Origin of the sequence: Deinococcus carri, from assembly GCF_039545055.1 — a bacterium.
In the GTDB taxonomy this organism is placed as follows: Bacteria; Deinococcota; Deinococci; order Deinococcales; family Deinococcaceae; genus Deinococcus; species Deinococcus carri.
Window position 1 is genome coordinate 1 of the sequence record NZ_BAABRP010000031.1, and the last position, 17,451, is coordinate 17,451.

Sequence of the window (17,451 nt, forward strand, 5' to 3'; positions counted from 1 at the left end):
GGTCAACCTCCGCTGGCAACGCCGACACCACCTCCCCCCCCTCTGAAGGCAGAGGCCGGGCAGCGGGGCGACGTGCGCCGTCGCCCCGCTGCCCATTCAGCTACTGCGCAACGGGTCTTCAGTTATTCGCCTGGCGGTCTGGTAGTCGAAGACAAGTGGAGTGCCAGATGCGACCGAGTGACGAAATGGTGTACTGCCAGGCCAGCCCTTTCGCCGCCCGCCTGGGCATGAATTGCGATAACGAGGGTTGACCGGGGAGTGCGCAGATGCAGGGATACGGCACCCTCACTGTGGGGGAGCCGGGCACGGAGTGCAAGACAGACATCCCAGTATATTGGAAGCCAACGCGACACCGTGCGCGGTTCCGAGAGGACAGGGATGCTGGGAACGTTCGAGAAGGCCAGGGCCGTGCTGGACCTGTACACGATGGAACGCCCCGAGTGGGGCGTAACTGAAGTTGCGCGGACGCTCGGCATGCCGACCTCCAGTGCCCACGTCCTGCTTGCCTCGCTGGCGCACATGGGGTTGCTGCACCGGACGCTGGCAGGCCGTTACCGGTTGGGCTTCAAGCTGCTCGCCTTGACTCAGGTGCTGCTCGCCAACACGCCCTGGCGGGAGGTCGCGCAGGAGGAAATGGGCCGCCTGGCGCAGGCCTTCGGGGAGACGCTGCACCTGACCGCCTTTGATGGGGGGCAGATCGTGCCGGTCGCGGGCTTACAGGGCCGACTGCCGGGCAGCGTCCGCCTGCTCGGGGTGGGGACGGTCCTCCCCGCCCACACCAGCGCGAGCGGCAAGCTGCTGCTGGCCCACCGGCCCCGTGAGGTGGTGGAGGCCGTGCTGGCCGCCGCGGGGGACGTCTCCGGAACGGTCCAGGTGTGGGACACGTTGGCGGAGGAGCTGGAGCAGATCCGCTCAGACGGATACGCCAGGGAGGCGAGCGAACACCACCCGGCCGTCTGCTCCCTGGCAGCTCCGGTCCGCAACCACAACGGCGAGGTGATCGCGGCAATGGAGTTCAGTCTGCCTCTCGACCGCTACTCGGACCGGCAAGAACAAGTGCGCGACGCGCTGATGCAGGCCTGTGCCGCGATTTCCTCACGGATCGGGTACCAGCCGGAGCTTTCAGGCAAGAGGCCCATGGTATGGGTGTCCGTGGGGGGGCGCGAGGAATTGCGCCCGGCTCCCCGGCGCTCCCGCAGAAAAGGCCACTCAAGGTCCTCCTCCAGTTGAGGTGGGCCGGTGGATTGAACACCCAGGAGCGGCCACCTTCGCCTCCGGCATAGGCTGACGGTGCCGTGAAGGAGCCTGTGTACCCGGACACACCCACCGCCGTGAGTTCAAACCGGAGAGCGTCAACCCGGTCAAGCGCGGTCAGAAGACCAGCGCTCAGCCCCGCCATATTCCCGCCCCCTATGTCATCCGCCGCTGGGATAAGAGGTGGAGGCTCCCAGGGAAGCGGCCTTCACCGGGCAGGCCTCCACGAAACAGGCGCTTGAACAGCGAATTGCCGAGCTAGAGCGGTTCTGCGGGCCGTGGTCGGGAGTAATGGCGAGAGCCATAAGCAGGGAATCGGGCGAACTCATATCTGAACAGATTTACATATGAAGGTCCGCTCAGGTACACTGGGCACATGACGTCTTCGCCTTCCCGCGCTGATGCCCCTTCACCGGATGCGGCCCACCTGACGTATTTCGTGGACGGGATGGACTGCGCCAGTTGTGTCCAGAAAGTGGAACGGATGGTGGCCACGCTGCCGGGGACGGCGGACGTGAAAACCAGTTTCACCAGACAGACCCTGAGTTTGGACCTGGATGAGACGCAGACCGGCCGGACCACCCTGGAGCGCAACCTCAAGGCCCTCGGCTACACGCCCTCGCTGCTTGGCCCCGTGGCAGGCGCAGGACCAGGCCCGGCCACCGAACACCAGCCCGGTGACCATGACCACGACCACCACGAACATGACCACGCGGGTCACGAGTCCGCCCATAGCCATGAAGCGCCAAAACCGGGTCAGCCCTGGTATGCCACGGGGCAGGGCAAGCTGGTCGTCACCTCCGGCGTCCTGCTGGCCCTCGCCTGGCTGTTCAGCTTCATCGAGCCGCGGTTTGCCACGTACGGCTTCATTGCCGCCACCGTGCTGGGCGTCTGGCCCCTGGCGAAAAAAGCCTTCGCCAGCGCCCGTCTGGGCGATCCCTTCAGCATCAACATGCTGGTCAGCCTCGCCGCCATCGGCGCTGTCCTGATCGGGCAGGCGGCCGAGGGGTCCGTGGTGGTGTTCTTCTTCGCGGTCGGAGAGCTGCTGGAGGGGATCGCCGCCGGACGGGCGCGGGCCGGCATTCAGGCGCTGGCGGCGCTGGCCCCCAAGACGGCCCTGCTGCTGGAGAACGGCCAGACCCGCGAGGTGCCCGCCGACTCGCTCGGCGTCGGGCAGACCGTGCAGGTCAACCCAGGCGCACGGGTGCCCGCCGACGGCACCATCCTCTCGGGCACCTCCAGCCTCGACGACAGCCCCGTGACGGGCGAGAGCGTTCCCGTCGTCAAGAGCGCCGGAAACACCGTCTACGCGGGGAGCATCAACACGGATGGGGCGCTGACCGTCCGGGTCGACAAGGCCGCCTCGGACAACACCATCGCCCGGATCATTCATATGGTCGAGGAGGCCGAGGGGAGCAAGGCCCACACCGCCCGCTTTATCGACCGCTTCAGCCGGTACTACACGCCGGGCGTCGTGGCCGTGTCCGCTCTCGTCGCCCTCGTGCCGCCGCTGCTTTTTGGGGCCGCCTGGTATCCCTGGCTCTACAAGGGGATCGCCCTGCTCCTCATCGGCTGCCCCTGCGCGCTGGTGCTGAGCGTGCCCGCGGCGATCACCAGCGGCATCAGCGCCGGAACCCGCCGGGGCCTGCTGATCAAGGGCGGCGCGGCCCTGGAGAGCATCGGGAGCGTGAAAACAGTCGCCTTCGACAAGACCGGCACGCTCACTGCGGGCAAGCCCCGCGTCACCGATGTGGTGGGACAGGACCGCAACGAGGTCCTGCGCCTGGCCGCCGCCGTGGAATCGGGCAGCAGCCACCCCCTGGCCAGGGCGATCACCGACGCGGCGAAGGGGGCAAACCTCACCCTGCCCGCCGTGACGGACGCCCAGGCCATCCCCGGCAAAGCCGTCACAGCCACGGTCGAGGGCCGTCCCCTCAGCGTCTCCTCGCCCCGGCACGCGGCCACCCTGACGCCCCTGCCCGCGCAGCTTCAGGCCGCCATTCAGACCTTCGAGGAACAGGGGCGCACGGCGGTGGTGCTGCTGGACGGCACCAGCCCCCTGGGTGTGCTCGCCATCCGCGACGAACCCCGCTCGGACGCACGAGAAGCTCTCGCGCAGCTCCGCGGCCTGGGCGTGAACACGGTCATGCTCACGGGGGACAACGCCCGCACCGGCCAGGCCATCGGGCAGGACCTGGGCCTCGACGTGCAGGCGGACCTGCTGCCGGAGGACAAACTGCGGCTCATCGCGGACCTCAAGGCCAGAGGCGGGGTGGCGATGGTGGGGGACGGCATCAACGACGCGCCGGCCCTGGCCCAGTCGGACGTGGGTATCGCGATGGGGGGCGGCACGGACGTGGCCCTCGAAACCGCCGACGCGGCCCTGCTGGGCGAGCGCGTCACGGGCGTCGCGGACCTGGTGCGGCTCTCCCGGGCGACCATGGGGAACATCAAGGTCAACATCGCCTTCGCGCTGGGCCTCAAGCTGATCTTCCTGATCACCACCCTGCTCGGGTACACGAACCTGTGGATGGCGATTCTCGCGGATACGGGGGCCACGGCCCTCGTCACCGCGAACGCCCTGCGCCTGCTGCGCTGGAAGGGCAGTTCGGCCCCAGCCACCCGGCCCGCGCTGCCCCACGCCGCCCCGCGCGAAGCCTGAGGAGCGGTTCATGCCCGACGTGACCCTCTACACCGTGCCCAACTGCGCCGACTGTGAGGCCGTCAAACGGCTCCTGGGGCACGAAGGCGTCCCTTTCGTCGAGAAGAACGTCCGCGCCGACCCCGAGGCCCTGGCCGAGATGCAGCGCCGGGCGGGCGTCCGTATCGCCCCGGTGACGGTCATCGGTGAGCAGGCCTTTTACGGGCCGTTCGACGGCCAGCGGCCCCGCATCCTCGCGGCGCTGCGGAAGGGGTGAACGGGTGGCCGCACCCCTCCCCGAGATCCTCACCCTGACGCTGATTCCGGTGGCGGCCACCATTCTCGGCGGGGTGGCAGCCAGCTTCCGCACGCCGGGTGAGCGGCTGCGGAGCTTCGTGCAGCACTTCGCGGCGGGCGTGGTGTTCGCGGCGGTGGCGGGTGAACTGCTGCCCGAGATCACCCAGGGCCACCAACCGCTCGGGGTGGTCATCGGCTTTGTGCTGGGTGTGGCCGTGATGCTGGCGCTCCGGCAGATTGCCGGGTGGCTGGAACGCCCGTTGGCCGACGGGGGCAGGCAGCCGAGCGGCAACCTCGGCCTGATCACGGTGGTCGGCATTGACGTGCTGATCGATGGCCTCCTGATCGGCGTGGGCTTCGCCGCGGGCGCACGGGTGGGCACGCTGCTGGTGGTGGCCCTGACGCTGGAACTGCTGTTTCTGGGCGTCTCGGTGGCGTCCAGCCTCGGTCAGGTGGGGACACCTCCCGGCCGCACCATCCTGACGGTGACAGGGCTGAGCCTGCTGGTCATCCTGGGGGCGCTGCTGGGGAGCACGCTGCTTCAGGGCCTCTCCGGTCTGGCGCTGGAGATCGTGCTGTCCTTCGGTGCAGCCGCCCTGCTGTTCCTGGTGACCGAGGAGCTGCTGACCGAGGCCCACGAGGTAAAGGAAACGCCGCTGATCACGGCGGCCTTCTTCGCGGGCTTCGTGGCCCTCTATCTGCTGGAGCTGATGTCGTGAGGCGGAAACCTGTGGTCCTGATCGCAGCGCTGCTGGGAATCGAGGGCCTGCTGAAAGCCTGGGCAGTGGCGAACCTCTCGCCGGGAGTCGGCCGCGCCCTGCTGCCCGGCCTGCTGCACCTGGGCTTCACCCTGAATCCTGGGATGGCCTGGGGCCTGCTGGGGGGCCTGACCGCGCCCCTGGCCGCCTTGCGCCTGCTGGTCGGCCTGGTGATCGTGGCGGCCCTGCTGTCCGGGCGGGTCCGCCTGGGCTGGGGGTGGCCGCTCGCGCTGATCGCCGCTGGGGCACTGGGCAACGCCCTGGATGGTCTGATGCGCGGTGCAGTGGTCGACTACCTTACGTCCCCCCTGCTGGACAGCCTCACCCGCCCACTGACAGGGGAGACCTTCCCAATTTTCAACCTGTCGGATGTTCTCGTCTTCAGTGGGGCCGCCGGACTGCTGCTGCACGCGGGGTGGACGGAACGCCGTGCGGGACGTCCCACGCCGGACCGACGTGGTCCTTCTCAGACCAAGGAGAACCCATGAAGAGACTTATCCTGCTGACCTTGTCCGTCCTGCTCTCTGCCTGCAACCAGGGAAGCGGTGAGATACAGGGGATCAAGACCTTCCAGAACGAGGGTGGCACCCACCAGGAGGGCCGTATCGCCTACGCCCAGACGCCCCCCGCGGGCGGACCGCACAATCCGGCCTGGCAGAACTGCGGCGTGTATAACCGGCCGCTCTACGACGAGTATGCCGTGCACAGCCTGGAACACGGCGCGGTCTGGATCACCTACCGGGCGGGGCTGCCCGCCGAGCAGGTCGAAGCGTTGAAGAAGCTGGTGGACGGCCGCACCTATGCCCTGCTCTCCCCCCATGAGACGCAGACCGCGCCCGTGGTGCTGAGCGCCTGGAACCGGCAGCTGGAGGTGCAGGATGCCAGTGACCCGCGCATCAAGCCGTTTTTGCAGCAGTACGAGCAGGGTGGAGAAGCCCCGGAGGTGGGTGCCTCGTGCAGCGGCGCGTACGGGGGCACGGTCTGATGCGGGGCCTGGCCGCCGGCCTCCTCGGGGTGGCCCTGCTGAGCAGCGCACTCGCCCTGGGCTGGCCCCGCCCGCCCGCCGAAGGCAGTGCGGCGGTCACCTTCGCCCGGGACATGAGTGCCCATCACGTGCAGGCCGTGGACATGAGCGTGACGCTGTTCAAGCGGGCGGCTGATCCGGCGGTGAAATTGCTCGCACAGGACGTCATTCTGACGCAGCAGGCGCAGATCGGGCAGATGCAGGGCTGGCTGATGGCCTGGGGCCGGCCGCTGGCGGGCCGCGACGCCCCAATGGCGGGGATGGAGCGCGCCAGCATGGGCCTCGCCTCCCCCGCGGAGGAGCGAGAGTTGCAGCACCTGCCCGTCAGCACGGCCGAGACCCGCTATCTGGTGCTGCTGCGCCGCCACCATCAGGGGGGCGTGGCGATGGCAAAGTCGGCCCTGCGGACCGTGCAGCGCCCGGAAGTGCAGGCCTTTGCCAAGCGGATGGTCGCCGCCCAGACCTCCGAGATCAAAGCGATCGACGCCCTGCTCGCCAGACGCATGGCGGGAGGCCAGCCGGCGCAGCCCGAAATGGACGGCATGGCCCATGAGTGAACACGGCCACAGCCACGGGGCGAATGCCAACGCCCGGCAACTGTCTATCGCCCTGGCCCTGACCGGGACGTTCCTGGTGGTGGAGGTCGTCTACGGCTTCATCTCCGGAAGTCTCGCGCTGCTTTCCGATGCGGGGCACATGCTGACCGACGCGATGGCGCTGGTGCTGTCCCTCTTCGCGATCCGCATCGGGCAGCGGGAGGCGGACCAGCGGCGCACCTTCGGCTACCGCCGCACGGAGATCCTGGCGGCAGCGGTGAATGCCGCCGCCCTCTTCGCCATCGGCCTGTACATCCTGTTCGAGGCGTACCGGCGGCTGCGGGAACCGGTGGAGGTGCAGAGCACCACCATGCTGATCGTGGCGGTGCTGGGTTTGATCGTGAACCTGATCAGTGCCCGCCTTCTCGTCTCGGGCAGCGAGCACAGCCTGAACGTGAAGTCCGCGTACCTGGAGGTCATGGGCGACCTGCTGGGGTCCGTGGCCGTGATCGTCGGTGCCCTGATCATCCGCTTCACAGGCCTCACCTGGGTGGACCCGGTGCTGGGTGCCCTCATCGGCCTGTGGGTGCTGCCCCGCACCTGGGTCCTCCTGCGGGCCAGCGTGAACGTGCTGCTGGAAGGGGTCCCGGAAGGCATGGACCTGGACGGCCTGCGGGCGGAACTCGCGGCGCTGCCCAGTGTGCTGGAGGTCCATGACCTGCACGTCTGGAGCGTGACCAGCGGGGTGCATAGCCTGACCGCCCACCTGGTGGTGGCGGCGGGCCAGCCGCACCCGGACCTGCTGCCCCAGGTCCATGCCCTCGCTGAACGCCACGGGATCGAGCACAGCACGGTGCAGTTCGAACCCCCGGACGCCCACGCCGGACATGCGGCCCACTTCCACCCATGAGGCGGCGGCAGGCCGACCTGCTGGTCCAGGCCAATGGACTGACGGACGTCGTGGTGGCCCTCCAGGCCCTGCGTCACCAGCATGTGCTGCTGGGCCTGATGTACGGCGGTCTCGGCGTGGTCTGGCTGGTGGGGTATGTCCGGCACTGGCGCTGGCGAATGCGAGAGGTGGATCTCCTGCTGTTGGCCGTGGGCCTGGGGCTGGCCTGGCTCTTCCTGGCCGCAGAACTTGCCTCGTTCATTTAGGGCGGTGTTCAGAGGCGGTGTTCAGAAGGGTACGGAGCGCCGCCCCAGAACCCCGCCACACAGAACCCCGCCACACGCTCCGCTGCCTGCAAGGTCCCCGCCCCCTTGAACCCTGTCTTCCTACACGAGAAGGAGAAGCTTGCCCATGACCACTTCGGCCCCCCGTCCCTTCTGGTCTTCCCTCCTGTGGGCACTGCTCGCGGTCAGCCTGCTGCTGGGCAGTGCCTGGGCCTACGCCCGGTTCAAAAGTCCTTACCCCTTCTACGGCACGGTGTTCAACCCGGAGACTGCGGCCCCCACGCTGGCCGGGATCGGGGAGGATGGCCGGCCCTTCGCGCTGAGTGACCTGCGGGGTCAGACGGTGGCGGTGTTCTTCGGCTTCCTGCACTGCCCGAACATCTGTCCGACGACGCTCGCCTCCCTGGAACGGGTGCGCCAGGCGTTGCCCGAGGCGGACCGCGCCAACTTCCGCACGGTGCTCGTGACGCTCGACCCGGCCCGTGACGACGTAAAGCGGCTGCGCGAGTACGTGACGTACTTCAGCGCGTCGGCCCGGGGCGTGTTCATTCCGGAGCCGCAACTGGCAGACACCGCGGCTGCCTGGGGCGTGGGCTACCAGAAAGCGGCCGTGCAGAGCGGCACGAGTTACCAGATCAACCACACCACGGGCGTGTACCTCATAGACCGTGAGGGCCGGCGACGGGTGGTCTGGGACTACACCCAGCTCACGAACGTGGACCGGGTGGTGGCGGATGTCCGGCAGGTGATGCGGTGACGTTTGCAGCGCCTTTTTTACTCTATAGTCAGCAGATGAGAACCGCTTCTCAAGAAGACACGTGTGACGTACCCTGTGTTCATCCAGAGGCCGTCGCCCGCGTCCGCACGGCCCTGCCCGACGCGGCCTGTGTGGAGTCTGCCAGCAGCCTGCTGAAGGTGGTCGCGGACCCCACCCGGCTGCGGATGCTCAGCGCGCTGAGTGTCGAGGAGCTGTGCGTGTGCGACCTGGCGGCCGTGGCGGGCATCAGCGAGAGCGCGGCCAGTCACCAGTTGCGCCTGCTGCGCGCCCACCGTCTGGTCTCCTTCCGCAAGGAGGGGCGCGTCGCCTACTACCGGCTGCTCGACCAGCACATCACCGCCCTGATCAGCAGCGCCATCGAGCACGCCGGGGAATGAAGACGGGGCATCGAGTGGCCTGGCCTGCGTCCCCAAATCTGCGGTTCCCGGCAGGAGGTGCGGCAGGGGAGAGCCGCTTCGAGCAGTCCCGCCTTCCTGGCTGGCAACCCGAAGCCCTGCTGGGTCCGCTCAGAGCAGCCGGGTTCACCATGCGAACCATCTCATCACCCCCGGCAACTCCGCCTCCTTCCTGAACCGCGGTGGGGCCATGCTGCCTTGCCTCGCCCTGCTGGAGGGCGGCAGCACCCTCATCACCCTCAGTGGCCGCCCGTAACGCACCAATTTCCCTTCTTCCTGAAAGGAGCCGCATGGACCGCACCATTCGCCTGGCACAGTACAGCCTGCTGCTCGGCCTGCTGATTCTCGGACTCAAGGGCGGCGCGTATGTCCTGACCGGGAGTGTGGCGCTGTATTCGGACGCGCTGGAGAGCATCATCAATGTCGTGGCCGCCGGCGCAGCCCTCTTTGCGCTGTCCATCGCCCGCAGGCCGGCCGACGCCGATCATCCCTACGGTCACGCCAAGGCGGAATACTTCTCGGCGGTTCTGGAAGGCGTTCTGATCGTGCTGGCCGCCTTCAGCATCCTCTACAGCGCCTACCAGGATCTCCAGGCCCCGAAACCGCTGGAAGCGCTCGGGCTTGGCCTGCTCGTCTCGCTGGGGGCCACCCTGCTCAACGCGGGGTACGGCCTCTACCTCATCCGCACCGGGCGGCAACTGCGGTCCCCGGCACTGGTGGCCGACGGCCAGCACCTGATGACCGACGTCGTGACCAGTGGCGGCGTGCTGGTGGGCCTGGGCCTGGTCGCCGTGACCGGCTGGACCATCCTGGACCCGGTGATGGCGATGCTGGTGGCCCTGAATATCCTGTGGGTGGGGTGGCGTCTGGTCGGAACCTCGCTGCGCAGCCTGCTCGACGAGGCCGCGCCACCTGAGACCCAGGCGCTGATCCGCCGCCTGGTGGCCGAACACGCCGAGGGTGCCCTGGAGGCCCACGACCTGCGCACCCGTCACGCGGGGCGACTGACCTTTATCGACTTTCACCTGGTGGTGCCGGAACACCTCACGGTGGGGCAGGCCCACGCCATCTGTGACCGGCTGGAACAGGTGATCGAACAGGAAGTGCCGGAGAGTGAGGTCACCATCCACGTCGAGCCGGAGAGCGCGGCCAAACACCGGGGCGTCCTCGTCCTGTGACCTGGCGGGTCCGCACCTGGTGACCCCCGGCGCGCTCCTTTTGGGCACTGCCCATGAGTGGATGCCCGCCTGACCCTACCCGTCGCCAGGTCACTGGAGGCCGAAGGGATTGACAGCCTGGCCCTGCTGGTACAGGCGGTAGTCGACGTGTGCGCCCGTGCTGTTGCCGGTGCTCCCTACCCGAGCGATCATCTGACCAGCCGCCACCCGTGCACCCACAGCCACGAGGTTGACACTGTTGTGGCTGTAGCGGGTGGTGCGGCCGCTCCCGTGGTCGAGCACGACCGTCCAGCCCCACCCGGTCTGACCATCGAAGCGGGATTCGATGACGTTGCCGGGCAGGGTCGCGCGGATGGGGGTTCCAGCCGGGGCGGCGAGGTCCAGGCCTGAGTGAGCGGCCCGGAAGGGCGTGGTGAGGCGGCCCTGGACCGGCAGCGCACCATTGACACGGACGGAAGCGGGGCGAACCACGGCTGTGGCAGACGTGCGGGTGCGGACACTGACAGCCAGCGGCAAGGTGAGACGCTGGCCCACCTGCAGCGGCAGGCGGGGATTGACCTTCGGGTTGGCCTGGAGCAGCGCGCTCAGGGTGACGCCCTGCCTCTGCGCGAGCTGCGACAGGGTGTCACCCCGGCGCACCGTCCATGTCGGTGCCATCGGCGTGGGCAGGCGGAGAAGCGTGCCAGCAAGCAACCGCTGGGGATTCAGCCCGGGATTGGCGCGGCTGAGGGCCTGCGGCGTGGTGCCGTACCGGACAGCAACACGGGTGAGGGTGTCCCCCGGTTGCACCTTGACGGTGCTGGCGGCAGCGAGGCTCAGCCCCATCAAGGCCAGCACGGTGAAGAAATAACTCCGCATAAACGTGCGGTACCCTACCAGGAGTGCCTAAAAGTTTGATGAATGAGCAACTATGCAGCTAAAGCAGGCGCTGAAGTGACGCGGCAGTCGTGCCCAGCACATGCTGAATGAAACGGACCCTGTCCGGGCGTGGTCTGGGGCAGCAAGTGGATCTGCTCTGCAATGGCCTTGTTGGGCCGGGCAGTGCCTTGTGTCCACGTGCTCTCATGGGGAGGTGCGGTGGCCTTTCGTCGTTCACCGCCGCCTGGACGTTGCCCAGCCGCAAGTTTGCCTTGCCCAAGCCTCAGCAGGGGTAGGGGTCGTTGGGACGAGACCGAGTTCCTGCCCCCTGTGAAACGTTTTCCCCGTGCAGACGGGGATGTCTGCATCTATCCGGCGCAGTGCCGTTTTCATTCGTGCAGCTCAAAGTTTGAGGGGTTCCACCAGAGTTGGAACGGGAATTGGCGCTCAGCCCGGACGGCCGCCCCCGAGGTTTGGGCAACCATCCGCGCGTTTCCCAGCGGATAAACAAATTATCCACTTGCTTTGCAAAGCAAATAGTTGTAGGATGACTACAGATGAAGCGGTGACTGTGGCCCGCCGCCGAAGGAGGACCGATGCCCCAACTGTCTGACACCGAGATGCGCGCCTGGCAGGGTTTCCTGCATACCCACGACACCCTCTGGAAGACCCTGGACACTGAACTGGCGCGCGAGTTCGACCTGAGTCTGCCTGCTTACGAGCTGTTGCTCACCCTGGAAGAGGCGGGGGAGGCGGGTCTGCGCATGACTGACCTCGCCCGCAGCCTGCGCTTCTCGGGAGGCGGGCTGACCCGGCTGGTGGACCGGCTCCAGCAGGGCGGCCTGCTCGAACGCCGCCGCTGCGCGACCGATGGCCGTGGCTTCGAGGCTGTGCTGACCCCGGAGGGTCGCCGCCTGCTGAAGCGCGTCCACGTCAAGCACCTCCAGGCCGTACGCGCCCTGTTCCTCGACCGACTCACCCCCGAGGAGCAGAACACCCTCGCCGCAATCTGGGACAGACTCCAGTCACCCCCACAGGAGAAGCCCCTATGACCATGCCCTCTCTGCATTTCACTGGCCTTCACCACGTCAGCGCCCTCACCGGGCGGGCCGAGCGGAACCACGACTTTTACACCCGTGTGCTGGGCCTGCGGCTGGTGAAGAAAACTGTCAACCAGGACGACCCGCGCATGTACCACCTGTTCTATGCCGACGGGGCGGGCAGCGCGGGCAGCGACATGACCTTCTTCGACTTCCCCCGTGCGGCACGTGAACACCGGGGCAATGACAGCATCACCCGCACCACCTTCCGTGTGACGGGCCGGGAAGCGTTGGCGTTCTGGGCCGAGCGTCTCACCCGCGAGGGTGTCCCGCATGGTGGCATCGTTACCCGCGACGGCCGTCTCCACCTGGACTTCGAAGACCCCGACGGCACCCTTCTGTCGCTGATTGACGACGGGGGCGAGGGACCGCGCGGCGTGGTCAACCCGCTCACCGATATTCCCGCCGCCTTCCAGCTTCAGGGCCTGGGCTACAGCGGCTTCACGGTGACGGACCTCGCGCCCACCCGCGCCTTCTTCGAGCGCGGCCTGAACCTGCGGGAGGTCCGGACCTATCCCACCGGGGCCTTCACCACCCACGTCTTCCAGATGGGGGAGGGCGGCCCGCACGCCGAGTTGCACGTCACCGAGCGGGACGACCTGCCCCGGCACCGCCCCGGCGCGGGTGGAGTCCACCACGTCGCGCTGCGTGTACGGGACGAGGCGGAACTGCGCGGCTGGCTCGCGCACCTGGAGGCAGCGGGCTACCCGAACAGCGGGCAGGTGAACCGCCACTACTTCCAGTCGGTGTACATCCGCGACCCGAACGGCCTGGTGGTTGAACTCGCCACCGACGGCCCCGGCTTCTCAGTAGACGAACCCCTGGAGACGCTGGGCGAGCACCTGGCCCTGCCGCCCTTCCTCGAACCGCGCCGCGCCGACATCGAAGCCCACCTCCGCCCCCTCTCCCTGCAAGGAGCCTGACCATGAAGAACAACGACCGGCACTTCAGTGGCATCCACCACCTCACGGCCGTCTCCGCGAACATCCGCGAGAACAAGCGCTTCTACACTGAGGACCTGGGGATGCGCCTGGTCAAGCGCACCGTGAACCAGGACGACACCAGCGCCTATCACCTCTTCTACGCGGACAAGGTGGCGACGCCTGGCACCGACCTCACCTTCTTCGACTGGCCGGTGGACCGTGAGCGCCGGGGCAACCACACCGTCACCCGCACGGCCCTGCGCGTGAAGGACGACCAGAGCCTGCGCTACTGGCAGGACCGCTTCGGGAGTCTGGGGGTTGGGCACGGCGACCTCACCGAGCGCGACGGGCGGCTGTACCTCGACTTCGAGGACCCGGAGGGGCAGCGCCTCACCCTGGTCACCGACGGCGGGGCGGGTGACGCGCCGACCCCCTGGGAGGGGAGCACGGTGCCCGCCGAGCACCAGCTTCGCGGCCTCGGCCCGATTACTATGACCGTGCCGAACCTGCGGGCCACCGACCTGGTGCTGCAAAAGGTGATGAACCTGCGCCCGGTGCGCACGTACCCCGACCCGGAAAGTCCCGCGCACACGGTCCACGTCTACGAGATGGGCGAGGGCGGCCCCCATGCCGAGTTGCATGTGGCGGTGCGGCCGGACCTGCCCCCGGCTCATCCCGGCGCGGGCGGTGTCCACCACGTCGCCTTCCGGACGCCCAATGAGGAGCAGTACCACGCCTGGAACGAGCGCCTGAACCAGTTCGGCATCCGCAGCAGCGGCGAGGTGGACCGCCATTACTTCCGCAGCCTGTACTTCCGCGAGCCGAACGGCGTGCTGTTCGAGATTGCCACGGACGGCCCCGGCTTCGGCGTGGACGAGGACATGGCGACGCTGGGCGAGAAGACCATCCTGCCCCCCTTCCTGGAACCGCGCCGCGCGCAGATTCTGGCCGGCCTCAAGCCCATCGACTGAGGACCCACGATGACCAACGGCATTCACCACACCACCGGCATCACCGGGGACGCGCAGGCGAACGTGGACTTCTACGCCGACCTGCTGGGCCTGCGGCTGGTCAAGCGCACGGTCAGCCACAACGACCCCACCACCCTGCACCTGTTCTACGGGGACGCGGCGGGCACGCCCGGCACCCTGCTGTCCTTCTTCGCCTGGCCGGATACCGCCCAGGGACGACGCGGCTCCGGGCAGGCCACCGAAATCGGCCTGACGGTGCCACTGGAAAGTCTGGGCGACTGGGTGCAGCACTTTCTCAGCCGGGGCGTGAACTTCAGCGGGCCGACCCGTGACGGTGACACCAGCCGCCTCACGCTGGAAGACCCTGACGGACTCCCCATCGTCCTCGTCGGTGTCCCGGATGCCCGCGCCGGGCAGACCTGGGAAGGCTCCACTGTCCCCACCGCGATGCAGGTGCGCGGGATACACCACGTCGTCTTCTGGACGGAAGCCCCGCAGGAGACGGGCGCGGTGCTGGAACGGCACCTGGGGTTCCGGCGGGTGGGGGAGCAAGGCGGCCTGCACACCTACCGCACGGCGGCATCGCTGGGCCACACCGTGTACCTGCGGGACACCTCCGGCTTCTGGCCCTCGGCGGGAGGGGTCGGGACGCTGCACCACGTCGCCTTCCGCACGGCGAATGCCGAGAGCGAACAGGCCCTCCTGAACGCGGTGCGGGCGGAGGGTCTGGAGGTGCAGGGCGTGCGCGAACACGGCTACTTCCAGAGCATCTACTTCCGCGAACCGGGCGGCAGCCTGCTCGAGGTGGCAACCGACCGGCCCGGCTTCGCGCTGGACGAGGACGCCGCGCACCTCGGGGAGAGGCTGGTGCTGCCCCCCGAACTGGAAGCGCAGCGGCAGGACATCGAGGTGGCTCTGCCCCGAGTCGCCCTCCCCGGTGAGGCCCGCCTCCCGGCCCGTGACCTGGACTGGGTTCACCGCTTTCAACCCGGCACCAGTGGCCTGACCCTGCTGCTGCTGCACGGCACCGGCGGCAACGAGACTTCCCTGCTCGCGCTGGGACGGCAACTCGCCCCCGAGGCGAACCTGCTCAGCGTGCGGGGCCGCTCGCTGGAGGAAGGCGCGCCCCGCTTCTTCCGCCGCTTCAGCGCCACCCGCTATGACCAGGCGCACCTCGTGGAGGAGGCCGACGCGCTGGCACAGTTCGTGGAGGACGCGGCGGTTCTCTACGACCTCGATCCGGGGCAGGTGATCGCCCTGGGCTACTCGAACGGGGCAAATATCGCCCTGGCGACCCTGGCACGTCACCCATCCGTATTCGCCGGGGCGGTGCTGCTGCGCCCGGTGATGCCCTTCGAGGCCCCACCGCCAACCGACCTGGGCGGCCTCCCCGTGCTGGTCCTGCACGGCCAGCGTGACCCCTTCCTGCCCCTGGCGGAACCCGTGACCCCCTACCTACGCCGGGTGCACGGCGACGTTCAGGAAGAGCGGCTGGAGGCCGGGCACGAACTCACCGACCAGGACATCGCAGTGACCTCCGGGTGGCTGCGGGAACAGGCCCAGCGCCTCGCGGTACGATCCTGACCGGAGTGAAGGGGGGCCTTCATGCCCGGTGACTCTGCTGCTGGGGTTGGCCTGGGGCATGCGCCCCTCCCTCGTCCTTCCTGAGACACACAAGGAGATGCCATGAGTCAACCCTCCCCCTCCGACACTCCCCGCCTGGTGGTTTGCGCTATCGCGGGCAGCTTGCGCCGCGGCTCGTACAACCGGGCGCTGCTCCGTGCGGCCCAGGAGGTCGCCCCGGACAGCCTGGACATCCGGATTTTCGACCGCCTGGGCGATGTGCCGCTCTACAACGCCGATGTCGAGGCCGAAGGCGACCCCGAGGGCGTGCGGGCGCTGAAGGACGCCATCCGGGAAGCGGACGCGCTGCTGATCGCCACGCCCGAGTACAACCACAGCGTGCCCGGCGTGCTGAAGAACGCCATCGACTGGGCCTCCCGCCCGCCACGCGGTTCCGTTCTGGCGGGAAAACCGGCGGCCATCCTGGGCGCGAGTCCCGGCATGACTGGCACGGCCCGTGCCCAGAGCGCCCTGCGGCAAGCGTTCGTGTTCACCCAGACCCCGGCGATGCTGCAACCGGAGTTCCTGCTGGGTCGCGCAAACGAGAAGTTCGACGAGGCGGGGCGGCTGACCGACGAGGGGACCCGCACCTTCCTGAAGCAGTTCCTGCTCGCCCTGGAGGCGTGGACGCTCCGCCTGCGCGATTGAGCGCCTGAGAGCGCACGCCCCCTTGCCCAAGGAGAATCTATGACTCAGGACCCGGCCATCACTGTTCAGGACAACCCCCAGGCAGGCCGCTTCGAGGCGCGCGTGGGGGAACACCTCGCCATCGCCGCCTACCGCCGGGTGGGAGATGCCCTGATGTTCACGCACACCGAGGTCCCCGAGGCCCTGGAGGGTCAGGGGGTGGGAAGCCGCCTGGTGCATGACGCGCTGGCGGAGGTGCGGGCGCGAGGCTTACAGGTCATCCCCATGTGCCCCTTCGTGGCGGCGTACATTCGGCGGCATCCCGAGGACCAGGACCTCGTTCAGCCGCAGTACCGGGCCAGACTCGGCCTCTGAGGGGGAACCATGCGAGCAGACATTCAGGTGGGTGCGACCTTTCCGGATTACGACCTCCCCGACCACACGGGCGTGAAGCGCAGGCTGTCGTTCCTCCAGGGCCGCGACCCGATGATCCTGATGCTGGGGCGGGGCGTGTACTGCCCCAAGGACCGGCAGCAGCTCATGGAACTCGTGCGCTTCTCGGCCCAGTGCGACGTGGGCTTTACCCGGATTGTCACGATTACCACCGACAACCTGATCCTCAGCAACGACCTGCGGCTGGGCGTGGGTGCCCACTGGCCCTTCCTGCATGACCCTGAGCGGATCATCCAGCAGGACCTGGGCATCCAGGAGTACACCGACCCACACAACAATCCCATGATTCCGTATACCTTCGTGCTGGAGCCGGGGCTGCGAATCTTTAAGCTCTACAACGGCTACTGGTACTGGGGACGGCCCTCGACGGCGGAACTACATCAGGACCTGCGTGACATCACGCGCCGCATTCGCCCGGATTATCAGATCGACACGCCCGAGATGCGGGCCAAGTGGGACCGGGGCGAAAAAGAGGACTTCTACCCCTACGGGCAGAGCATGCGCCAGGTGTTCATCCGCATGGCCGGAGCCGTCGCCCAGTTCGATGACCCGGAGGCCGGGGAACGGTAGGTCGCATCAGCTTGAGCGTGCCACACGGCATCGATAACACCACCGGCGCACTTCGTCGTCTGCCGTCTGGTCATTGCTACGAAATTGCGTTGATTCCCTGGAATCAGAGCAATCCCGCTGTAAGCTTGACAGAACAGATGAGAGTGCCCCAGTGGGGGCATTCTCAGCTCGACTTTGTCCAAAGGGAAGTTCAGGCCGCGTAGCAAAGGGCGTCTATGAGGCGGTCCACGAGCGAGCGCGGGACTTGTACGAGGTCGTCGGCTGGAGGGGATGTTCGAAAAGTCTGGGCCTT

At 68.0% G+C, this 17,451-nt stretch carries 20 protein-coding genes; 19 read left to right on the forward strand and 1 reads right to left on the reverse strand.

Annotated features, from left to right (window positions below):
• The first annotated feature begins 378 nt into the window (after positions 1-378).
• From ABEA67_RS18925 to ABEA67_RS18980, 12 genes are all read left to right on the forward strand, one after another.
• A complete protein-coding gene (locus ABEA67_RS18925; RefSeq protein WP_345468338.1) occupies positions 379-1,230 on the forward strand; it encodes an IclR family transcriptional regulator in 852 nt (283 codons plus the stop codon).
• 400 nt (positions 1,231-1,630) lie between these two features.
• Positions 1,631-3,916 carry a heavy metal translocating P-type ATPase gene (locus ABEA67_RS18930; protein ID WP_345468340.1) on the forward strand — a complete coding sequence of 762 codons (2,286 nt, stop codon included), beginning with the start codon at positions 1,631-1,633 and terminating at the stop codon, positions 3,914-3,916.
• A gap of 10 nt (positions 3,917-3,926) precedes the next feature.
• Positions 3,927-4,172 (forward strand): glutaredoxin family protein, encoded by a 246-nt coding sequence (locus ABEA67_RS18935; protein ID WP_345468342.1) that lies wholly within the window; start codon positions 3,927-3,929, stop codon positions 4,170-4,172.
• Positions 4,173-4,176: 4 nt separating this feature from the next.
• Complete coding sequence (locus ABEA67_RS18940; protein ID WP_345468344.1) at positions 4,177-4,911, forward strand: ZIP family metal transporter; 735 nt, start codon at positions 4,177-4,179, stop codon at positions 4,909-4,911.
• Complete coding sequence (locus tag ABEA67_RS18945) at positions 4,908-5,438, forward strand: signal peptidase II (protein WP_345468347.1); 531 nt, start codon at positions 4,908-4,910, stop codon at positions 5,436-5,438. Before ABEA67_RS18940 ends, ABEA67_RS18945 begins: the two co-directional genes overlap by 4 nt.
• Positions 5,435-5,935, forward strand: a complete 501-nt coding sequence (locus ABEA67_RS18950) for a thioredoxin-like domain-containing protein (protein WP_345468349.1) — start codon at positions 5,435-5,437, stop codon at positions 5,933-5,935. Before ABEA67_RS18945 ends, ABEA67_RS18950 begins: the two co-directional genes overlap by 4 nt.
• Positions 5,905-6,531, forward strand: a complete 627-nt coding sequence (locus tag ABEA67_RS18955; RefSeq protein WP_345468351.1) for a DUF305 domain-containing protein — start codon at positions 5,905-5,907, stop codon at positions 6,529-6,531. The genes ABEA67_RS18950 and ABEA67_RS18955 overlap by 31 nt, the downstream gene beginning before the upstream one ends.
• A complete protein-coding gene (locus tag ABEA67_RS18960; RefSeq protein WP_345468354.1) occupies positions 6,524-7,420 on the forward strand; it encodes a cation diffusion facilitator family transporter in 897 nt (298 codons plus the stop codon). The genes ABEA67_RS18955 and ABEA67_RS18960 overlap by 8 nt, the downstream gene beginning before the upstream one ends.
• Entirely contained in the window at positions 7,417-7,665 is a 249-nt protein-coding gene (locus ABEA67_RS18965) for a hypothetical protein (protein WP_345468356.1), read from the forward strand. Before ABEA67_RS18960 ends, ABEA67_RS18965 begins: the two co-directional genes overlap by 4 nt.
• A gap of 145 nt (positions 7,666-7,810) precedes the next feature.
• Positions 7,811-8,440 (forward strand): SCO family protein, encoded by a 630-nt coding sequence (locus ABEA67_RS18970; protein ID WP_345468359.1) that lies wholly within the window; start codon positions 7,811-7,813, stop codon positions 8,438-8,440.
• A 35-nt stretch (positions 8,441-8,475) separates the two neighbouring features.
• Complete coding sequence (locus ABEA67_RS18975; RefSeq protein WP_345468361.1) at positions 8,476-8,838, forward strand: ArsR/SmtB family transcription factor; 363 nt, start codon at positions 8,476-8,478, stop codon at positions 8,836-8,838.
• 308 nt (positions 8,839-9,146) lie between these two features.
• A complete protein-coding gene (locus tag ABEA67_RS18980; protein WP_345468363.1) occupies positions 9,147-10,034 on the forward strand; it encodes a cation diffusion facilitator family transporter in 888 nt (295 codons plus the stop codon).
• A gap of 90 nt (positions 10,035-10,124) precedes the next feature.
• Here ABEA67_RS18980 and ABEA67_RS18985 read toward each other — a convergent pair whose 3' ends face one another.
• Positions 10,125-10,892: a peptidoglycan DD-metalloendopeptidase family protein gene (locus ABEA67_RS18985; RefSeq protein WP_345468365.1), complete on the reverse strand. Its 768-nt coding sequence runs from the start codon at positions 10,890-10,892 to the stop codon at positions 10,125-10,127.
• A gap of 596 nt (positions 10,893-11,488) precedes the next feature.
• On the opposite strand from ABEA67_RS18985, the gene ABEA67_RS18990 reads away from it, so the two are divergent.
• From ABEA67_RS18990 to ABEA67_RS19020, 7 genes are all read left to right on the forward strand, one after another.
• Positions 11,489-11,944 (forward strand): MarR family winged helix-turn-helix transcriptional regulator, encoded by a 456-nt coding sequence (locus ABEA67_RS18990; protein WP_345468367.1) that lies wholly within the window; start codon positions 11,489-11,491, stop codon positions 11,942-11,944.
• Positions 11,941-12,915 carry a ring-cleaving dioxygenase gene (locus ABEA67_RS18995; RefSeq protein ID WP_345468369.1) on the forward strand — a complete coding sequence of 325 codons (975 nt, stop codon included), beginning with the start codon at positions 11,941-11,943 and terminating at the stop codon, positions 12,913-12,915. The genes ABEA67_RS18990 and ABEA67_RS18995 overlap by 4 nt, the downstream gene beginning before the upstream one ends.
• Before the next feature lie 2 nt (positions 12,916-12,917).
• Positions 12,918-13,886, forward strand: a complete 969-nt coding sequence (locus ABEA67_RS19000; RefSeq protein WP_345468371.1) for a ring-cleaving dioxygenase — start codon at positions 12,918-12,920, stop codon at positions 13,884-13,886.
• Between the two features lie 9 nt (positions 13,887-13,895).
• The gene (locus ABEA67_RS19005; protein ID WP_345468374.1) at positions 13,896-15,470 is read left to right on the forward strand and encodes a VOC family protein; all 1,575 of its coding nucleotides are present in this window, start codon (positions 13,896-13,898) and stop codon (positions 15,468-15,470) included.
• A 102-nt stretch (positions 15,471-15,572) separates the two neighbouring features.
• Positions 15,573-16,157 carry an NADPH-dependent FMN reductase gene (locus ABEA67_RS19010; RefSeq protein ID WP_345468376.1) on the forward strand — a complete coding sequence of 195 codons (585 nt, stop codon included), beginning with the start codon at positions 15,573-15,575 and terminating at the stop codon, positions 16,155-16,157.
• A 39-nt stretch (positions 16,158-16,196) separates the two neighbouring features.
• Positions 16,197-16,511 (forward strand): GNAT family N-acetyltransferase, encoded by a 315-nt coding sequence (locus ABEA67_RS19015; RefSeq protein WP_345468379.1) that lies wholly within the window; start codon positions 16,197-16,199, stop codon positions 16,509-16,511.
• Between the two features lie 9 nt (positions 16,512-16,520).
• Positions 16,521-17,159, forward strand: a complete 639-nt coding sequence (locus tag ABEA67_RS19020; RefSeq protein ID WP_345468382.1) for a redoxin domain-containing protein — start codon at positions 16,521-16,523, stop codon at positions 17,157-17,159.
• Positions 17,160-17,451: the final 292 nt, after the last annotated feature.